Genomic DNA, 14858 nt, shown 5'->3' with positions numbered 1-14858 from the left:
TTTGCTACTCCGCAGGAATGGCAATTTGTTGAGTCCGACTACAAACGGCGGTGCAGCAGGTCTACACCAGCACCACCTCGGGCAGCGCAAAGCCATTGAAGCCGCTACTGCAGGCATTGCTGTAGGCACCGGCGTTGCGCACGTAGACGAGATCGCCTTCGCGCAGATCCGCAGGCATAGGCTGGGCGCGATGGCAGATATCCATCGAATCACAGGTCGGCCCGGCAATCACCCAAGGCACCCTGGGCCCGTGCCGCTCGGTGTACAGATCGTATTCAATCCCGGTAATGCTTTCGAGCAAACCTTGGAATACCCCCGCATCCAGATAGGCCCAAGGCTGACCCCGTCTGACCGTGGTACCGATCACACGTGTCAGCAACCAACCGGCTTCCGACACCAGAAACCGGCCCGGTTCGGCAATGATGTGCACCTCGTCCGGAACGCTGGCGAGCAACGTATTGACCTGCGCGGCGATGGTCTCGATATCAGGCACCGGTTCACGGTGGCGGACCGGGTAGCCACCGCCCAGATTCAACAACCTTGGCCGCAATCCGCGCTCACGCATCTGCCCGAATACCGCCAGCGCCGCACGAATGCCGATCAGCCAGTTGTCGGGGTTCAAGCACTGTGAGCCCGCGTGAAACGTGACCCCCGCCAGATCCGCACGCAAGCGCATCGCCTCATCCAGCAGCGGCGCAATATCTGCCTCCAGAACGCCGAACTTGTCCGATAGCGGCGATACCGCGCCTTCGTTGCTGGTGTGCAGGCGCAGATACAGGCTGGCGCCGGGGTGGATGGCATGCACCTTGTGCAGCTCTTCGATGCTATCAATCACAAACCACTGCACGCCCGCCCGCGCCGCTTGGGCAATGGCATCGCGCGCGCGAACCGGGTTGCTGTAATACAGTTCAGCCGCCGGCACCCCGAGTGCCAGACACCGTTGCAGCTCATCCGGCGAAGCGATCTCAAAACCTGCTCCGGCTGCCCGCAGCGTACGCAGCACAGCCGGATCGGGATTGCATTTGACGGCAAAGTGGGGGATCACGCGGGGCAAGGCGGCCCGGAAACGCTGGACCTGCGCTGTAAGCGTCGTCGCCTTCATCAGCAGCAAGGGCGTAGGGTGGCCCTGCGCCAGCGCATTCCGAAGCAGGGGCAAGTCGGGGTGTTCTTGAGGGTGCATGGGGGCCTTTACACAACACGGCAGCTTGGGCGCAAAGCATAAGCCGTCTGGCGACTTCCCTGCCAGCGCGTGGCTTGTGCCTGCCGTTCGTCGGGGCACTTGCAAAGATTTACATACCAGGCCACCTGCTTACGACTTTGTCATATTTTTAGCGCGCAAGCAGAATATACTGATGTCATATTTTTGATCGCCGCCCGGCGAGAAAGGGAATCGGCCATGGACACCCAGGACGTCATAGCGCCATCCGTCGATATTGCCGACACTCCGCCCGTCACAAGCCCGGCACCCGGCCTGGCCAGCGCGGCGCTCGCCGCCAGCTTGCTGGCCGCCTGCGGTGGCGGTGGTGATGGCGGCAGTGGCTCGCCGCCACCAGCAGGCGGTACCCCGCCCACGCCAACCCCCACGCCGGCGCCAAGCCCGCCTCCCGCTGCCATCACGGACCCGGACGCCGCGCGCTTTCTGATGCAAGCCGCACTGGCGGTCACGGACGCCGATCTGGCCCAGGTAAAGGCCGCGGGTTACAGCGGCTGGCTGGACGCGCAGTTTGCCCTGCCCCGCAATCAGGGCCACTGGGACTGGATGATTGCCCGGGGTTACCAGAACGACCCGAACAACGCGAACGGCTTCCAGGGCACCGATAACACCCTGTGGCGCAAGCTGATCAGCGCCCCAGACACGCTGCGCCAGCGCATGGTGCTGGCCTTGTCGGAAATCTTCGTGGTGTCCATGACCGGCCTGCCCGTGCCCTGGCGGGGTTTCTGTATGGCCGCCTATGTGGACACGCTGGAAGAGTATGCCTTCGGCAACTACCGCGGCCTGCTCGAAGCCGTGACCTTGTCGACCGGCATGGGCAACTACCTGAACATGCGCGGCAACCAGAAAGAAGATGCCAAGGGCCGTGTGCCCGACGAGAACTATGCGCGTGAAGTGCTGCAACTATTCTCGCTGGGCCTGTATCAGCTTAATAACGACGGCACGGTCAAAACCGGTGCCGATGGCAAACCGCTCGACACCTACGCGCAGGCCGATATCAGCGGTCTGGCCCGCGTATTCACCGGCTGGGACTACACGGCCTACGACAAGACCAAGCCCGATTTCCAGCGCCGGCCCATGAGCCTGGTCGCCAGCCGCCACTCCACCTTGGACAAGACGTTTCTGGGCGTCACCATCCCCGGCAGCACGCCGGGTGTCGACGCGCTCAAGATCGCGCTGGATACGATTGCCAACCATCCCAATGTCGGCCCTTTCATCGGCCGCCAGCTAATCCAGCGGCTGGTGACCAGCAATCCCAGCGCGGCCTATGTGGGCCGCGTGGCCACCGCCTTCAACAACACCAACGGCATCCGGGGCGATCTTAAAGCCACCCTGCGCGCGGTGTTACTGGACCCCGAGGCACGCAGTGCGCCGGCAGCGCAACCCGCCAGCTGGGGCAAATTGCGCGAGCCAGTACTGCGTTTCGTGCAGTGGGCGCGCACGGCGGCCGTGAAATCGCCGACCGATCTGTGGAATATCGGCGATACCTCCAGTGCCAGTACCCGGCTGGGTCAGAGCCCGCTGCGCTCGCCTAGCGTGTTCAACTTCTTCCGCCCCGGCTATGTACCACCCAATACGAGCCTCGGCACCACGGGGCTCGTCGCGCCCGAGTTCCAGATCACCAACGAATCCACCGTGGTGGCCTACCTCAACTATATGCAGACCGTGATCCAGAACGGTGTCGGCGAGGTGAAGCCCGACTACAGCGGCTGGCTCACGCTCGCCAACGATGCCGCGGCGCTCGTCGCGCGCTGCAATCTGCTGCTGGCGGCGGGCCAGCTATCGAGCAGCACGCAGAACACCATCACTAACGCCGTGAATGCGATTACGGCCAGCAGCGATGCGGCACGACTCAACCGGATTCAGGCTGCCTTGCTGCTGACGATGGCATCGCCCGAATACCTGATTGCCAAATAAGGAGCGCGACCATGTCACTCAAAGAGATCACCCGTCGCGAATTCCTGCGCCGCAGCGCCAGCCTGAGCCTGGCCGGTGCCGCCGCACCCTGGGCCATGAGCCTTGCCAGTATCGGTGAAGCTGCCGCAGCCAACGCCAGCGGCGGCTACAAAGCCTTGGTGTGCGTGTTCCTGTATGGCGGTAACGATTACGGCAATACGCTGGTGCCCTACGACACGGCCAGCTACAACGCCTATGCCGCAATCCGTCAGGCCCTTGCCACGCCACGGGACACCTTGGCGGCCACCGCGCTGAACCCCACGGTGGCCCTGCCCGACGCCCGTCAGATGGCGCTGGCGCCGAGCATGTCGGCGCTCAAGCCGATCTTCGATCAGGGCAAACTCGGCGTGCTGCTCAATATCGGCACCCTGATCCAGCCCACCACGCTGGCGCAATACAAGGCCGCCAGCGTACCCCTGCCGCCCAAGCTGTTCTCGCACAACGACCAGCAATCCGTATGGCAGGCGTCCTCCCCCGAAGGCGCCACCTCCGGCTGGGGTGGGCGCATCGGCGATCTGTTCCTGAACAGCAATGCCACCAGCACCTTCACCTGTATCAATGTGAGCGGCAACGCGGTGTATATGTCGGGTAAGGCCGCCGTGCAGTATCAGCTCAGTCCCAGCGGGGCCGTGGCACTCAATGGCGTGGCCAAGCCGCTGTATGGCTCAAGCGCCTGCTCCACCGCGCTGCAAAGTCTGATCACGGCGCAAGGCAGCAGCAATCTGCTCGAAGCCGAACACAGCACGGTGGTGCGGCGGGCGCTCAGCGCCAACTCGCAGGTCACTACGGCGCTGGCCGGGCTATCGCCGATTGCTACACCGTTCGACCCCGCCAACAATCTTGCCAGCCAGTTGCAGATGGTGGCCAAGCTGATCGCCGCACGCAGCGTGCTGGGCACGCAGCGGCAGGTGTTCTTTGTGTCGATCGGCGGTTTTGACCTGCACGATTATCTGGGCACTCAGCATCCGGGCTTGCTGGCCAATGTCAGCAACGCGCTGGCGAGCTTTTACAACGCCACGGTCGAGCTGGGGGTGGCCAACCAGGTCACTACGTTCACCGCGTCGGACTTTGGCCGCACGCTGAGTTCCAACGGCGATGGTTCGGACCACGGCTGGGGCAGCCACCATTTCGTGATGGGTGGCGCGGTGCAGGGCGGGCGCTTCTATGGCCAGTTGCCCAGCGTATCGGTCAACGGCCCCGACGATGTGGGTCAGGGGCGCCTGCTGCCGACCACCAGCGTGGATCAGCTCGCTGCCACGCTAGCAACCTGGATGGGGGTGTCGGCCTCGGAACTGCCACTGGTAGTGCCCAATATCGGCAACTTCTCTACCAGGAATCTGGGCTTTCTGGGCTAGTGCCTCAACGACCCAGGCGCATCTTGCGCCAGGCGCTCTGCTCACTTTTGTCGAGAAAGGTCCAAGCCACGAAGCGACTCTGCTTCTGGCCTTGGGCCATATCCACTGTATGGCTGACCACCGCGCCCGCTTGTTCCAGCGCCCGGTAGATGCCGGGCAGGCTAGCGACCTTGGAGACCAGGCTGGTGAACCAGACGCAGGTCGTGGGCAGGGTGGCACTCTCGGCAATCATGCGGCAGATGAAGGCTTCTTCACCGCCATCGCACCACAGCTCACCACCGTGGCCGCCAAAGTTCAGCACCGGCTGCTTGCCGGCCGCCTCGGCCTTGCCCAGGTTCTGCCACTTGCGCTGTGAGCCGGCCGTCGCATCGGCCAGCGAGGCATGAAACGGCGGGTTGCACAGGCACAGGTCGAACCATTCGCCGGGCTGGATCACGCCGTGGAAAAACTGCGTCGCCTCGGTCTGCAAGCGCAGCTCGATAGCCTGCTCGAAGGCAGGATTCGCGGCGAGGATGGCCGCGGCGTTGTCCAGTGCGAGCTGGTCTACCTCGGTACCGACAAAGGACCAGCCATACACCGCATGGCCGATCAGCGGGTAAATGGCATTGGCGCCAACGCCGATATCGAGCACGCGGATATCCGGCCCGCGTAGCAATTTGCCGTCCACGCTATCGGCCAACAGATCGGCCAGATGGTGCAGGTAGTCGGCACGACCAGGGATGGGCGGGCACAGGTAGTCGGCGGGGATGTCCCAGCCTTGCACCCCGTAAAACTGCACCAGCAAGGCACGGTTCAGGGCCTTGACCGCTGCGGGGTTGGAGAAGTCGATCGAGTCATCGCCATAGGCATTGATGGCGACAAAACCCGCCAGCTCGGGGCTGGCAGCCATCAGGGCCGGGAAGTCGTAGCGGCTGCGATGCGCATTGCGTGGATGCAGGCCGGCTTTCTCTGTAACGGGCGGGCGCGGCGAGGTCGGTTTTTTGGGCATGGGTTCCGGTCTGGCCGCAACGGCTCTAAGCTTGGATGCGTATTGTAAGGCTTGCAGGCCGCCGCGTCGGCATCGCCCGCAACCGCCGAGTGCCCGCCTGGACCCGAACTAGCCCAGCACGCGCCGAAACAAGCCCAGCGCCAGCTGATAGCCCAGCATGGCCAGCTCGGGGTCATATCGCTCGCCCTCGTCGCGCATGAAGGCGTGCTGGCCGTTGAATTCGTGCCACGTGAAACACAGGCCAGCGGCACTGAGTCTGGCGTACACCTCGGCCCGGCCGGCAGCCGGAATATGCGGGTCCTGCTTGCCCCAGATCATCAGCAGCTCGCCACCGATCTCGGCGAGGCGATCCATGCTGTGCTGGCCCGGCGCATCGGGGATGACATGCGTGTGCAGATCGGTGGCATAGAAACAAGCCGTCGCAGCTACACGCGGGTGGAGCGCCGCCCGGAAGGCAAGATGCCCGCCGAGGCAAAAGCCCATCGCCCCGACCTTGCCGCTGAAAAAGGGCTGCGTATCCAGCCAGGCCAGCATGGCCGCATTGTCGTCGTCGTAGGCCATGACCGGCTTGGCGGCCTTGTCGGCGTTGCCTTTATCGCGACCCGCATCGTCGTAGCCCAGCACAGTACCGATGGGGTTCAGTTCGTGGAAGACCTCGGGCACCAGCACCACATAGCCGTGGCCGGCCATGATCTTGGCCGCGCGCTCGATCGGCCCGGTCTGCTGGAAAATCTCTGAATAGAACAGGATGGCCGGGTAGCGGCCCTCGCCCGCCGGGCGGTGCACATAGGTGCGCATGGTGCCCGTGGGCGTGGCAAGGTCAACGGCGTGGGACTGGATCAGCATGGCGGCCTGGGTGGACAGTGGATCAGATCGCGATTCTAGCTGCTGACCAAGCCGGGCATGTAGCGCTGCCGCGTAGTCACAGGCAGGGCCTGCGCCAGCCCGAAAGCCATCTCAATGACCAGAAAGACGACGATGATGGCGCTGGCACCGTGGGCCAGTGCATAAATTTGCCAGGCCGAAAACAACGCCCGGGCGTAGGCATCGTAGCGGCCATAGCGGCGTTGTGGCGAGCGCAGACGCAATACCGACCACACACACACCACGGACCCCAGCAGATTGGCCATCAGGATATGAATCGGGTCGAATGCCGGCATATGGCCTGGCAAACCCAGGGTGGTATCCAGCCAGACCAAGCCTTGGTGTACCAGCGCAAAGGTCCATGGGGTAGCAAAGGGTGCGGTGACGATCAGGTCATAGGCTGCGCTGGCGCGCACGATCTGGCGATACTGCCGGAGTGTCCACATGGCGTCCTCGGGGGTAATGAAGAAGGACCGCCAATCTAAACCGTGGAGTATGCTCCAAGGTCAAGCAAGGAGAGGAGGCACCATGCGCATCGGAGAATTGGCCAGCGCCAGCGGACTGAGCCGCGACAGCCTGCGCTTCTATGAGCAACAGGGTTTGATTGCTGCGCGCCGCCGCGACAACGGCTACCGGGAGTACGCGCCCGACACGGTGCAGTACCTGCTGTATATCAAGACCGCGCAGAAACTCGGTTTCAGCCTGGCGGAAATCGGCGAAAACCTGCTGGCGCTGCGCCAGGCCGACGATCAGGCGGCGGCGATTGCGGCGCTGTTGCGCAGCAAGCTCGCCGTGGTGGAGGCAAAGATGGCCGAACTGGCAGCGCTGCGCGCCGATCTGCAAATCCGGCTGAACCAAGCTTGCCCGCTGCTGCCTGTACGCTAGGCGTCGGGTTCAGCCCTCGCGCCGTGCCTGCCGCGCATCAAAACCCAATGGATGCGGTTCGCCGCGCGCCTTGGCCAGATCGATCTGATGTTGGCGTTCACGCGCGCTCTTCAAGGTCTCTTCGCTGAGACTGTCCCAGCACCGCGGGCAGCGCACGCCGTTCTCGAACTTGTCACCCGCACGGTCAGCCGCTGACACGGGCTCGCCGCAGCCGTAGCACAGCGTGTATTCACCGGGCTCCAGATCGTGGCCCACGCTGACGCGCTGATCGAACACAAAGCAGTCGCCTTCCCACAGGCTCTGCTCCTTGGGCATGGTTTCCAGATACTTGAGGATGCCGCCCTTGAGGTGGAATACCTCGGCATAACCCTCGCCCAGCATATAGCTCGACGCCTTTTCGCAGCGGATGCCGCCAGTGCAGAACATGGCGACCTTTTTGTGCCGCTTGGGGTCGAAGTGTTGCTTCACGTATTCGGGGAATTCGCGGAACGTGGTGGTTTTTGGGTCGATCGCGCCCTTGAAGGTGCCGATGGCCACCTCGTAATCATTGCGCGTATCGATCAAGAGCACTTCCGGATCGCTGATCAGCGCGTTCCAGTCTTCGGGCTCCACATAGGTACCCACCGCCTTGTTGGGGTCTACGCCGTCCACGCCCAGCGTCACGATCTCTTTCTTGAGCTTGACCTTGGTGCGGTAGAACGGATGCGCGTCACAGTAGCTTTCCTTGTGATCGAGCCCGGCAAAACGCGCATCGCGCTTGAGCCAGCCCAGCAGGCTGTCGATGCCCTCACGCGTGCCCGACACGGTGCCGTTGATGCCTTCCTGCGCTAGCAAGAGCGTGCCCTTGATACCGAACTCGACCATCGCATCGCGCAGCGGTGTGCGCAGCTCGACGTAATCGGACAGGGTGACAAACTGGTAAAGCGCGGCAACAACGATGGGACCGGACATGCTGAATTCCTGAGAGGCTAAAAACAACGCGCCGACCGATACCGGTCAGCGCGATGGCGATTTTACTCGAAGAAACAGCGATTTACAGCATCAAGTCGTGCACCGCGCTTGATACAGCGCAAGGTAGCCGCTCAGCGCAGCACCAGATTATCGCGGTGGATCAACTCAGGCTCATCAATGAACCCGAGCACCGCCTCGATCTGGCTGGTCGGCAACTTGAGGATGCGCCGCGCATCGGTCGCCGCGTAGTTGACCAGCCCCCGCGCCACTTCCGCGCTGTCCGGCCCCACACAGCGGACGATCTCGCCGCGCAGGAACTCGCCCTCCACCGCCACCACGCCGATTGGCAGCAGGCTGGTGCCCTGCTCGCGCAGCGCCCGCACCGCGCCGGCATCCAGCCTCAGCTCGCCGCGTACCTGCAAATGATCGGCCAGCCACTGCTTGCGTGCGGCCAGACGGCTTTCGGGTGCCGTCAGCTGGGTGCCGATGGCTTCACCGGCGGCCAGGCGCGTCAGCACCTTGTCTTCACGGCCTGAGGCAATCACCGTGCTCGCGCCGCTGCGGGCGGCGCGCTTGGCGGCGATGATCTTGGTGTACATGCCGCCGGTACCTACGCTGGAACCTGCGCCACCAGCCATGGCTTCCAGTTCGGGCTTGCCGGCTTGGTACTCGCTAATGAAGCGCGCATCCGGGTTCTTGCGCGGGTCACTGTCGTAGAGGCCGCGCTGGTCGGTGAGGATCACCAGTGCGTCGGCATCGATCAGATTGGTGACCAGCGCACCCAGCGTGTCGTTGTCACCGACCTTGATCTCGTCGGTGGAGACCGTGTCGTTCTCGTTGATGATGGGAATCACACCCAGCACCAGCAGGGTCAGCAGCGTGGAGCGCGCATTCAGGTAGCGCGTGCGGTCGGCCAGGTCTTCGTGCGTGAGCAGAATCTGCGCGGTCTTGAGACCATGGGCACGGAAGCAGCGCTCGTAGGCTTCGACCAGACCCATCTGCCCCACAGCGGCGGCGGCTTGCAGCTCGTGCAACGCCTTGGGCCGCTTGGGCCAGCCCAGCCGGGCCACGCCTTCGGCAATCGCGCCCGAACTGACCAGCACCACCTGCTTGCCACTGCGCACCAGCGGCGCGATTTCGGCCGCCCAACGGCTCAGTGCGGCGTGATCCAGACCGCGACCATCATTGGTGACCAGGGACGAGCCGACTTTGACGACCAGACGCGAGGCAGAGGCGATACAGCTTTGCATGGGGAACCCGGAAGCGAGACGAGGCAACAAATGGGGCATTATGCCGTCAGACGTGTCTTCGTCGAACGACCAAAGCAGCATGACCAACCGTACGCTCGCTTATATCAAAGCCACCCTGTTCATTGCCTGCCTGCTGCCGCTGGCCCGCGCCAGCTGGATCGTGCTCAGCGGCATGGCCGTGAACCCGATCGAATTCATCACGCGCTCCACCGGCACCTGGACGCTGGTGATGCTGCTGCTGACACTCGCCATCACCCCGCTAAGGCGGCTGACGGGCCACAACGCGCTGATCCGCCTGCGCCGCATGCTGGGGCTGTTTGCGTTCTTCTACGCCTGCCTGCATTTCACAACGTATATCTGGCTCGACCAGTTCTTCGACGCTGCAGCCATCGTGCGCGATGTGTTCAAGCGGCCCTTCATCACCTTGGGTTTTGCGGCCTTCCTGCTGCTGATTCCGCTGGCCTTGACCTCGACCGACGCCATGATGCGGCGGCTCAAGCGACGCTGGGGGTTGCTGCATCGGCTGGTTTATGTGGTGGGGGTGCTGGGCGTGCTGCACTACCTGTGGCTGGTGAAACGCGACCTGAGCGAACCGCTGCTTTACGGTGCCGTGCTGGCGCTTTTGCTGGGGCTGCGTATCTATTGGCGCTTGTGGCAACGGCCGGCTTGAACTTCAATGAGGTGATGCAACGCATCATTCCTCCCAAAGTCTGGCTCGGCGACGACGGCATCCTGCGCGTGGACTACGGTTATCGCCCCCGTATCGATGAGGCATCGATGCGCTCGGCGCTGGAACAGCATCTGGCCATCGGGGTGTATCCGGTGCCGGTGATGATCTTCGGGCAGGGTGTGATGGCCGGCACCACCGAAGCCGAGGTCTTCGGCAGCGGGCCGGAAATCTGCGAAGTCACACTGGCGGTGGGCATGGTCATGAGCAATGCCTTGGCCATGCAAGCCGCCAAACTGTACCTGCGCTTTCGTCATCCACCCTATCCCTGCCAAGCCTTCTCGCGAGAGGCCGAGGCCTTGGCCTGGCTGCGTGGTTTCCTGCGCCCACCCGAAACCATCACGTTGCAGGCACAGAATCAGGCGTAGCGGGTTGGGTCGACGATGCCTGCGGCAGCAAAGCCTGCCTGGCGTAGACGACAGGCATCACACACACCGCAGGCGTGGCCTGCCGTATCAGCCTGATAGCACGATACGGTCTGTGCATAATCCACCCCCAGTGCCGTGCCGGCCTGGATGATCTCGGCCTTGCTCAGACGGATCAAGGGTGTACGGACATGCAGCTCCTCACCCTCGACCCCGGCCTTGGTGGCCAGACGGGCCATGGCTTCGAAGGCGGAAATGTACTCAGGCCGACAATCGGGGTAGCCCGAGTAATCCACCGCATTCACGCCGATGAAAATGTCGCGGGCGCCCAGCACCTCGGCCCAACCCAGTGCAAAGCTCAGCATGATGGTGTTGCGGGCCGGGACGTAGGTGACCGGGATTTCGCCTTCCACCACGCCATCGACGGGTACAGCGATGGTCGCATCAGTCAGTGCCGAACCGCCAAACGCGGCCAGATCGATCTTGGCCACATGGTGCGCGGCAGCGCCGAGGGACGTGGCCACACGGCGCGCAGCGGCCAGCTCGGCATTATGACGCTGGCCATAATCGAAACTCAGGCAGTAGGTCTCAAAGCCCTGGCTACGGGCCATCGCCAGCACGGTGGCGGAGTCCAGCCCGCCCGAGAGCAGGATCACTGCTTTAGCATTCATCATCAAACCCCGATCATTTGTTGCGCCGCGAAACGACAAGGTCGCGGCGACCCGGTATCGTAAAGCAAACCATGTCCCGATTACGAATCCACCACGCCGCCAGCCGGGTCCGCCCCTTCCTGCTCAGCCTGATGCTGATGCTGGGGGGTGAGGCCGTATGCGCTACGGTTCGCTACCCCAAGCCGCCGCCCAATGACGACAATGCGCGGCAGTACCATCTGCGCCTGCTGACGTTGGCACTGCAGAAGGCAGGGGCCGGGGATACGCTGCAAGCTGCAAGCCTGTGGATGCCGCAGGCGCGCTTGCTGGCGCAGCTACAGGCAGGCCGCGATATTGATGTGGTCTGGACCGTCACCTCGCGCGAGCGCGAGAAACAGTTGCTGCCCATCCGGATTCCGATCACCAAAGGTCTTAACGGCTGGCGCTTTGCACTGGTCAGCGAACAAAAACCCGACCTGCTGCGCGATGTCCGCCGCGCGGCCGATCTGGCTGCGCTTAGGGCAGGCCAGGGTCACGATTGGCCGGATACCGCAATACTCCGGGCCAACCGGCTTGAGGTGGAGGCCGTCTCGCACTATCCCGGCCTGTTCAAGATGCTGAAACTGGGCCGCATCGATTATTTCCCGCGTGCGGCCAGCGAAGTGTTCTGGGAAATCAAGGACCACGGGCACGAGGGCATCATGCTCGACCCGCACATCGCCATCTATTACCCCGGTGCGATGTACTTCTTTGTCCACCGCGATAACGTGGCGCTGGCTCAGCGGATCGAGAAGGGGCTCAATCTCGCCATTGCCGATGGCAGCTTCGAACGCCTCTTCCAGCAACAATACGGCGAAACACTCAAGCGGCTGGAGATACCCAAGCGCCGCATCATCGAGCTGGAGAACCCGGACTTCCCTGCCGAAGCCGCACCCATGCACCGGCCGGAACTCTGGTTCAGGCCCGCGACTCGCACTGATCGCACGCAGCTGAAACCACGCTAAAGCCCGACCCGCGTGCGGGGCGCCCCGTTCACACGCCGGGCTTATCGCCCCACAGGATCTTGTGCAGCTGCACCTGCACACGCACGGGCAATCGGTCTGCCAACACCCACTCCGCCAATTCACGCGGTGGCAGCGACTCCCATACCGGGCTGAATATCACCGGACAAAGCCGGTGCAGCTGGTTGTCCAGCAGCAGATCTCGCGCCCATTCGTAATCATGGCGATGCACCAGCACGAACTTGAGTTCGTCGTTGCCGTTCAGGTGCTGGAGATTGGCCCACAGGTTCTTGTCGACCTCGCCCGAACCGGGGGTCTTGATATCGACAATCCGCGATACCCGCGGGTCCACCACCTCGATGGGCAGATGGCCGCTGGTTTCCAGGCTCACCGAATAGCCGTCATCACAGAGCCGGGTCAGCAAGTCCAGGCAACCCGCCTGTGCCAGCGGCTCGCCGCCGGTCACACACACATAGGGCGTGCCGTACTGTGCTACGGCCTCGACGATGGCGGCGATGCTCATCCGCTCGCCGCCATGAAACGCGTAGGCGCTATCGCAATAACCGCAGCGCAGCGGACAACCAGTGAGCCGCACGAACACCGTCGGCAGGCCCAGCCGGCTGGTCTCGCCTTGCAGCGAATGGAAGATTTCAGTGATGCGCAGCGAAGTACTCATGGTGGCCCGGAAAACAGAACGGCATGGGAAACCCCCATGCCGCATGCAAAGGCTTGAATTGTCTCAGAAATCAGCGGCTACGCGAAGGCGTGGAGGGGATTACCCCGGCAGGCGCCGGCTCGCTGGCCCGCTTGCGCATGGCCTCGTCCGACAAAGTGCGCATCAGGTTATCCGCCAGCGAGTCGTAGGGCGGCCAGAAGTGGTCTGCGCGGAAGAACGACGGATCGGCCTCCAGCAGAGGATTTTTCACCGAGGTGGTGACGGCCACCATGCTGAGGCCTTCAACAACGCGCCGCTGGACCGGGTCGGAGAGCATGTGGTCGATAAACAGGTAGGCGGCATCGAGCTTGGCACCGCGCACGCGCGCAAGGATGTTCATGGTATCCAGCCACACGGTATGCCCCTCGGCAAAGCGGACCAGCGCCCAGTGCTGCCCTCGTGCGCGCAAGCCGGCAATCTCCGGCCCATAGCTCGCCACCAGCAGGGCGCCCTGATCAAAGCGCGGCTCGCTGACCCAGAACTGCCCGACCTGACGATAAAGCGCATGCAGGAAGCGGCGCGGTTCGCCGCTGAGCAGATACTGGCGGGCAGACACCCGCTGGCCGCGCTGGACCAGATTGTCCAGCTCGAAAGGCGGCAAACCCACGGCCAAGAACGCGAGCGCGACATTGGGTTGCACCTGGCCGCTGGTCAGGGAAAGCTTGCCCGTCCAGCGCGGTTCCAGCAGATCCGTGAGACGTCGTGGCAGGGCCTCTGGCCGAAGTTGGTCCATATTGGCCCAGATGCCGTAGGCACCACCACCAAACGGGACGTACAGCGGCCGATCCCCGGTCATGCCCATGGGGAGGCGCGTCAGCTCAGGGCGCAAACGGGCATAGTTGCTCAACCGTCGCGGATTGATCGGCTGCAGTAGTCGTGCCGTGCGGCCCTGCTGCATCTGCAGGTAATTGAGGGTGAGGAAGCTGACATCGGCCCGGCCTTCGCGCATGACCTTGAACATCTGTTCCGGCCCCTCCGCATACGGCGTAATCAGCTCGGCCCGCACCGCCAGTCCGCGCGCGGCATACAGACGGTTCACCTGCTCCAGATCAGCGGGGGTGACATAGCCCGGCCACGAGAAGATGCGCAGCACCTCTTGGGCACAGACAGGCTGACCCAGCAACAGGCATAGCAAGAAAACCCGCATCCACGGCATTGCCCACTCCCGCATTGGCTTGCCCAGTCACTATAGCCGGGCCTGCCAGGGGCGCAGGCCACCCATTGCGCCGGGCAAAGGGTGGCCGGTGTGCTCGATACGGTGTTCCCGGTGCGGCTCAGTCGCCTGCGCGGACAGTACCGATGCCCGATACGCTCTTGCTGACCTTGGCGGGCTTGCCGTAGTAGGTTAGCGATCCGATGCCTTCCACGTCGGCGCGCAGCGCCTCGCTGGCATACACGCTCACGGAACCGATGCCCTCGAGCTTGACCGTGACGTTGCGGGCCTTGAGCGCATCGAAATCGATCGCGCCGGCGCCTTCTGCATTGATATCCACGTTATCGACCTTGCCGGTTGCGGTGATCAGGCCGGCACCCTCGTACTTCAGGGCAAATCCTTCACCGTGAAGGTCGTGGAATGCCGTCTTGCCCGCGCCTTCATGGGTGTAAGCCGAGAGCTTGGGCACGGTCACTTCGATGCGCAGACTGCTGCCATCGCGCAAACGCACACCGACATCCTCCTTGAGGCGGATGGTGAGCTCATTCTTTTCGACCACCGTCTGGATCAGCGGCAAGAGATTGTCATCAGCCTTGATCCGGATGGAGGGTGCCGGGCCGACCCGCACATCCAAGCTCCAGGCACCCTCGCTGCGGATACTCTGGAAATCGGCCACTTCGCGGACTTCTTCCTTGACCTTGCCGTTGCCCTTCACCGTCTCGGCCTGGGTACATACCGTGGCGCCTAACATCAGGCTGGCAATCAGAATGGAGCGCATGCTGGAA

At 63.3% G+C, this 14858-nt stretch carries 16 protein-coding genes; 6 read left to right on the top strand and 10 right to left on the bottom strand.

The genetic code is table 11. The features are described from left to right. Window positions 1-61 precede the first annotated feature (61 nt). Window positions 62-1180 (bottom strand): type III PLP-dependent enzyme, encoded by a 1119-nt coding sequence (locus O9X62_RS04945; RefSeq protein ID WP_269531654.1) that lies wholly within the window; start codon window positions 1178-1180, stop codon window positions 62-64. A gap of 216 nt (window positions 1181-1396) precedes the next feature. On the opposite strand from O9X62_RS04945, the gene O9X62_RS04940 reads away from it, so the two are divergent. After that, a complete protein-coding gene (locus O9X62_RS04940; RefSeq protein ID WP_269531653.1) occupies window positions 1397-3130 on the top strand; it encodes a DUF1800 family protein in 1734 nt (577 codons plus the stop codon). An 11-nt stretch (window positions 3131-3141) separates the two neighbouring features. Then, window positions 3142-4524 carry a DUF1501 domain-containing protein gene (locus O9X62_RS04935; RefSeq protein ID WP_269531652.1) on the top strand — a complete coding sequence of 461 codons (1383 nt, stop codon included), beginning with the start codon at window positions 3142-3144 and terminating at the stop codon, window positions 4522-4524. A gap of 4 nt (window positions 4525-4528) precedes the next feature. On the opposite strand, the gene rlmF is transcribed toward O9X62_RS04935, so the two are convergent. From rlmF to O9X62_RS04920, 3 genes are all read right to left on the bottom strand, one after another. Beyond that, window positions 4529-5512 (bottom strand): 23S rRNA (adenine(1618)-N(6))-methyltransferase RlmF, encoded by a 984-nt coding sequence (rlmF, locus tag O9X62_RS04930; protein WP_269531651.1) that lies wholly within the window; start codon window positions 5510-5512, stop codon window positions 4529-4531. A 108-nt stretch (window positions 5513-5620) separates the two neighbouring features. Continuing rightward, window positions 5621-6358 carry a dienelactone hydrolase family protein gene (locus O9X62_RS04925; RefSeq protein WP_269531650.1) on the bottom strand — a complete coding sequence of 246 codons (738 nt, stop codon included), beginning with the start codon at window positions 6356-6358 and terminating at the stop codon, window positions 5621-5623. Between the two features lie 35 nt (window positions 6359-6393). Further along, on the bottom strand, window positions 6394-6822 hold the full coding sequence (locus O9X62_RS04920) for a hypothetical protein (protein WP_269531649.1): 429 nt from the start codon (window positions 6820-6822) through the stop codon (window positions 6394-6396). A gap of 82 nt (window positions 6823-6904) precedes the next feature. On the opposite strand from O9X62_RS04920, the gene O9X62_RS04915 reads away from it, so the two are divergent. Then, on the top strand, window positions 6905-7261 hold the full coding sequence (locus tag O9X62_RS04915) for a MerR family transcriptional regulator (RefSeq protein WP_269531648.1): 357 nt from the start codon (window positions 6905-6907) through the stop codon (window positions 7259-7261). Window positions 7262-7270: 9 nt separating this feature from the next. Here the strand turns inward: O9X62_RS04915 and O9X62_RS04910 are convergent, their stop codons facing one another. Further along, window positions 7271-8212, bottom strand: coding sequence for a rhodanese-related sulfurtransferase (locus O9X62_RS04910; RefSeq protein ID WP_269531647.1), 942 nt, complete (start codon window positions 8210-8212; stop codon window positions 7271-7273). A gap of 131 nt (window positions 8213-8343) precedes the next feature. Beyond that, complete coding sequence (gene proB / locus O9X62_RS04905) at window positions 8344-9462, bottom strand: glutamate 5-kinase (RefSeq protein WP_269531646.1); 1119 nt, start codon at window positions 9460-9462, stop codon at window positions 8344-8346. Window positions 9463-9541: 79 nt separating this feature from the next. Between proB and O9X62_RS04900 the strand changes: the two genes are divergently transcribed. Continuing rightward, window positions 9542-10132: a sulfite oxidase heme-binding subunit YedZ gene (locus O9X62_RS04900; RefSeq protein WP_269531645.1), complete on the top strand. Its 591-nt coding sequence runs from the start codon at window positions 9542-9544 to the stop codon at window positions 10130-10132. After that, window positions 10129-10557, top strand: a complete 429-nt coding sequence (locus tag O9X62_RS04895; RefSeq protein ID WP_269531644.1) for a hypothetical protein — start codon at window positions 10129-10131, stop codon at window positions 10555-10557. The genes O9X62_RS04900 and O9X62_RS04895 overlap by 4 nt, the downstream gene beginning before the upstream one ends. Here the strand turns inward: O9X62_RS04895 and queC are convergent. Then, window positions 10548-11228 (bottom strand): 7-cyano-7-deazaguanine synthase QueC, encoded by a 681-nt coding sequence (queC, locus tag O9X62_RS04890; protein ID WP_308446423.1) that lies wholly within the window; start codon window positions 11226-11228, stop codon window positions 10548-10550. The two genes, O9X62_RS04895 and queC, sit on opposite strands and share 10 nt — an antisense overlap. A gap of 68 nt (window positions 11229-11296) precedes the next feature. Between queC and O9X62_RS04885 the strand changes: the two genes are divergently transcribed. Next, on the top strand, window positions 11297-12208 hold the full coding sequence (locus O9X62_RS04885) for an ABC transporter substrate-binding protein (RefSeq protein ID WP_269531643.1): 912 nt from the start codon (window positions 11297-11299) through the stop codon (window positions 12206-12208). A 28-nt stretch (window positions 12209-12236) separates the two neighbouring features. Here O9X62_RS04885 and queE read toward each other — a convergent pair whose 3' ends face one another. From queE to O9X62_RS04870, 3 genes are all read right to left on the bottom strand, one after another. Continuing rightward, window positions 12237-12881 (bottom strand): 7-carboxy-7-deazaguanine synthase QueE, encoded by a 645-nt coding sequence (gene queE, locus O9X62_RS04880; RefSeq protein WP_269531642.1) that lies wholly within the window; start codon window positions 12879-12881, stop codon window positions 12237-12239. A gap of 70 nt (window positions 12882-12951) precedes the next feature. After that, entirely contained in the window at window positions 12952-14067 is a 1116-nt protein-coding gene (locus O9X62_RS04875) for a PotD/PotF family extracellular solute-binding protein (RefSeq protein ID WP_269531641.1), read from the bottom strand. A 127-nt stretch (window positions 14068-14194) separates the two neighbouring features. Next, on the bottom strand, window positions 14195-14851 hold the full coding sequence (locus tag O9X62_RS04870; protein ID WP_269531640.1) for a head GIN domain-containing protein: 657 nt from the start codon (window positions 14849-14851) through the stop codon (window positions 14195-14197). Between the last annotated feature and the right edge of the window lie 7 nt (window positions 14852-14858).

This window comes from Chitinimonas sp. BJYL2 (genome assembly GCF_027257935.1).
Classification (GTDB): Bacteria; Pseudomonadota; Gammaproteobacteria; order Burkholderiales; family Chitinimonadaceae; genus Chitinimonas.
Note: the sequence above shows the minus strand (reverse complement) of the source record. Positions and strands in the feature narration are given on the sequence as shown.

Bases quoted from the DNA above. Each gene is read 5' to 3' on its own strand.
- O9X62_RS04945 (WP_269531654.1), bottom strand. From the start codon at position 1,180: ATGCACCCTCAAGAACACCCCGACTTGCCCCTGCTTCGGAATGCGCTG.
- O9X62_RS04940 (WP_269531653.1), top strand. From the start codon at position 1,397: ATGGACACCCAGGACGTCATAGCGCCATCCGTCGATATTGCCGACACT.
- O9X62_RS04935 (WP_269531652.1), top strand. From the start codon at position 3,142: ATGTCACTCAAAGAGATCACCCGTCGCGAATTCCTGCGCCGCAGCGCC.
- rlmF (WP_269531651.1), bottom strand. From the start codon at position 5,512: ATGCCCAAAAAACCGACCTCGCCGCGCCCGCCCGTTACAGAGAAAGCC.
- O9X62_RS04925 (WP_269531650.1), bottom strand. From the start codon at position 6,358: ATGCTGATCCAGTCCCACGCCGTTGACCTTGCCACGCCCACGGGCACC.
- O9X62_RS04920 (WP_269531649.1), bottom strand. From the start codon at position 6,822: ATGTGGACACTCCGGCAGTATCGCCAGATCGTGCGCGCCAGCGCAGCC.
- O9X62_RS04915 (WP_269531648.1), top strand. From the start codon at position 6,905: ATGCGCATCGGAGAATTGGCCAGCGCCAGCGGACTGAGCCGCGACAGC.
- O9X62_RS04910 (WP_269531647.1), bottom strand. From the start codon at position 8,212: ATGTCCGGTCCCATCGTTGTTGCCGCGCTTTACCAGTTTGTCACCCTG.
- proB (WP_269531646.1), bottom strand. From the start codon at position 9,462: ATGCAAAGCTGTATCGCCTCTGCCTCGCGTCTGGTCGTCAAAGTCGGC.
- O9X62_RS04900 (WP_269531645.1), top strand. From the start codon at position 9,542: ATGACCAACCGTACGCTCGCTTATATCAAAGCCACCCTGTTCATTGCC.
- queC (WP_308446423.1), bottom strand. From the start codon at position 11,228: ATGATGAATGCTAAAGCAGTGATCCTGCTCTCGGGCGGGCTGGACTCC.
- O9X62_RS04885 (WP_269531643.1), top strand. From the start codon at position 11,297: ATGTCCCGATTACGAATCCACCACGCCGCCAGCCGGGTCCGCCCCTTC.
- queE (WP_269531642.1), bottom strand. From the start codon at position 12,881: ATGAGTACTTCGCTGCGCATCACTGAAATCTTCCATTCGCTGCAAGGC.
- O9X62_RS04875 (WP_269531641.1), bottom strand. From the start codon at position 14,067: ATGCGGGTTTTCTTGCTATGCCTGTTGCTGGGTCAGCCTGTCTGTGCC.
- O9X62_RS04870 (WP_269531640.1), bottom strand. From the start codon at position 14,851: ATGCGCTCCATTCTGATTGCCAGCCTGATGTTAGGCGCCACGGTATGT.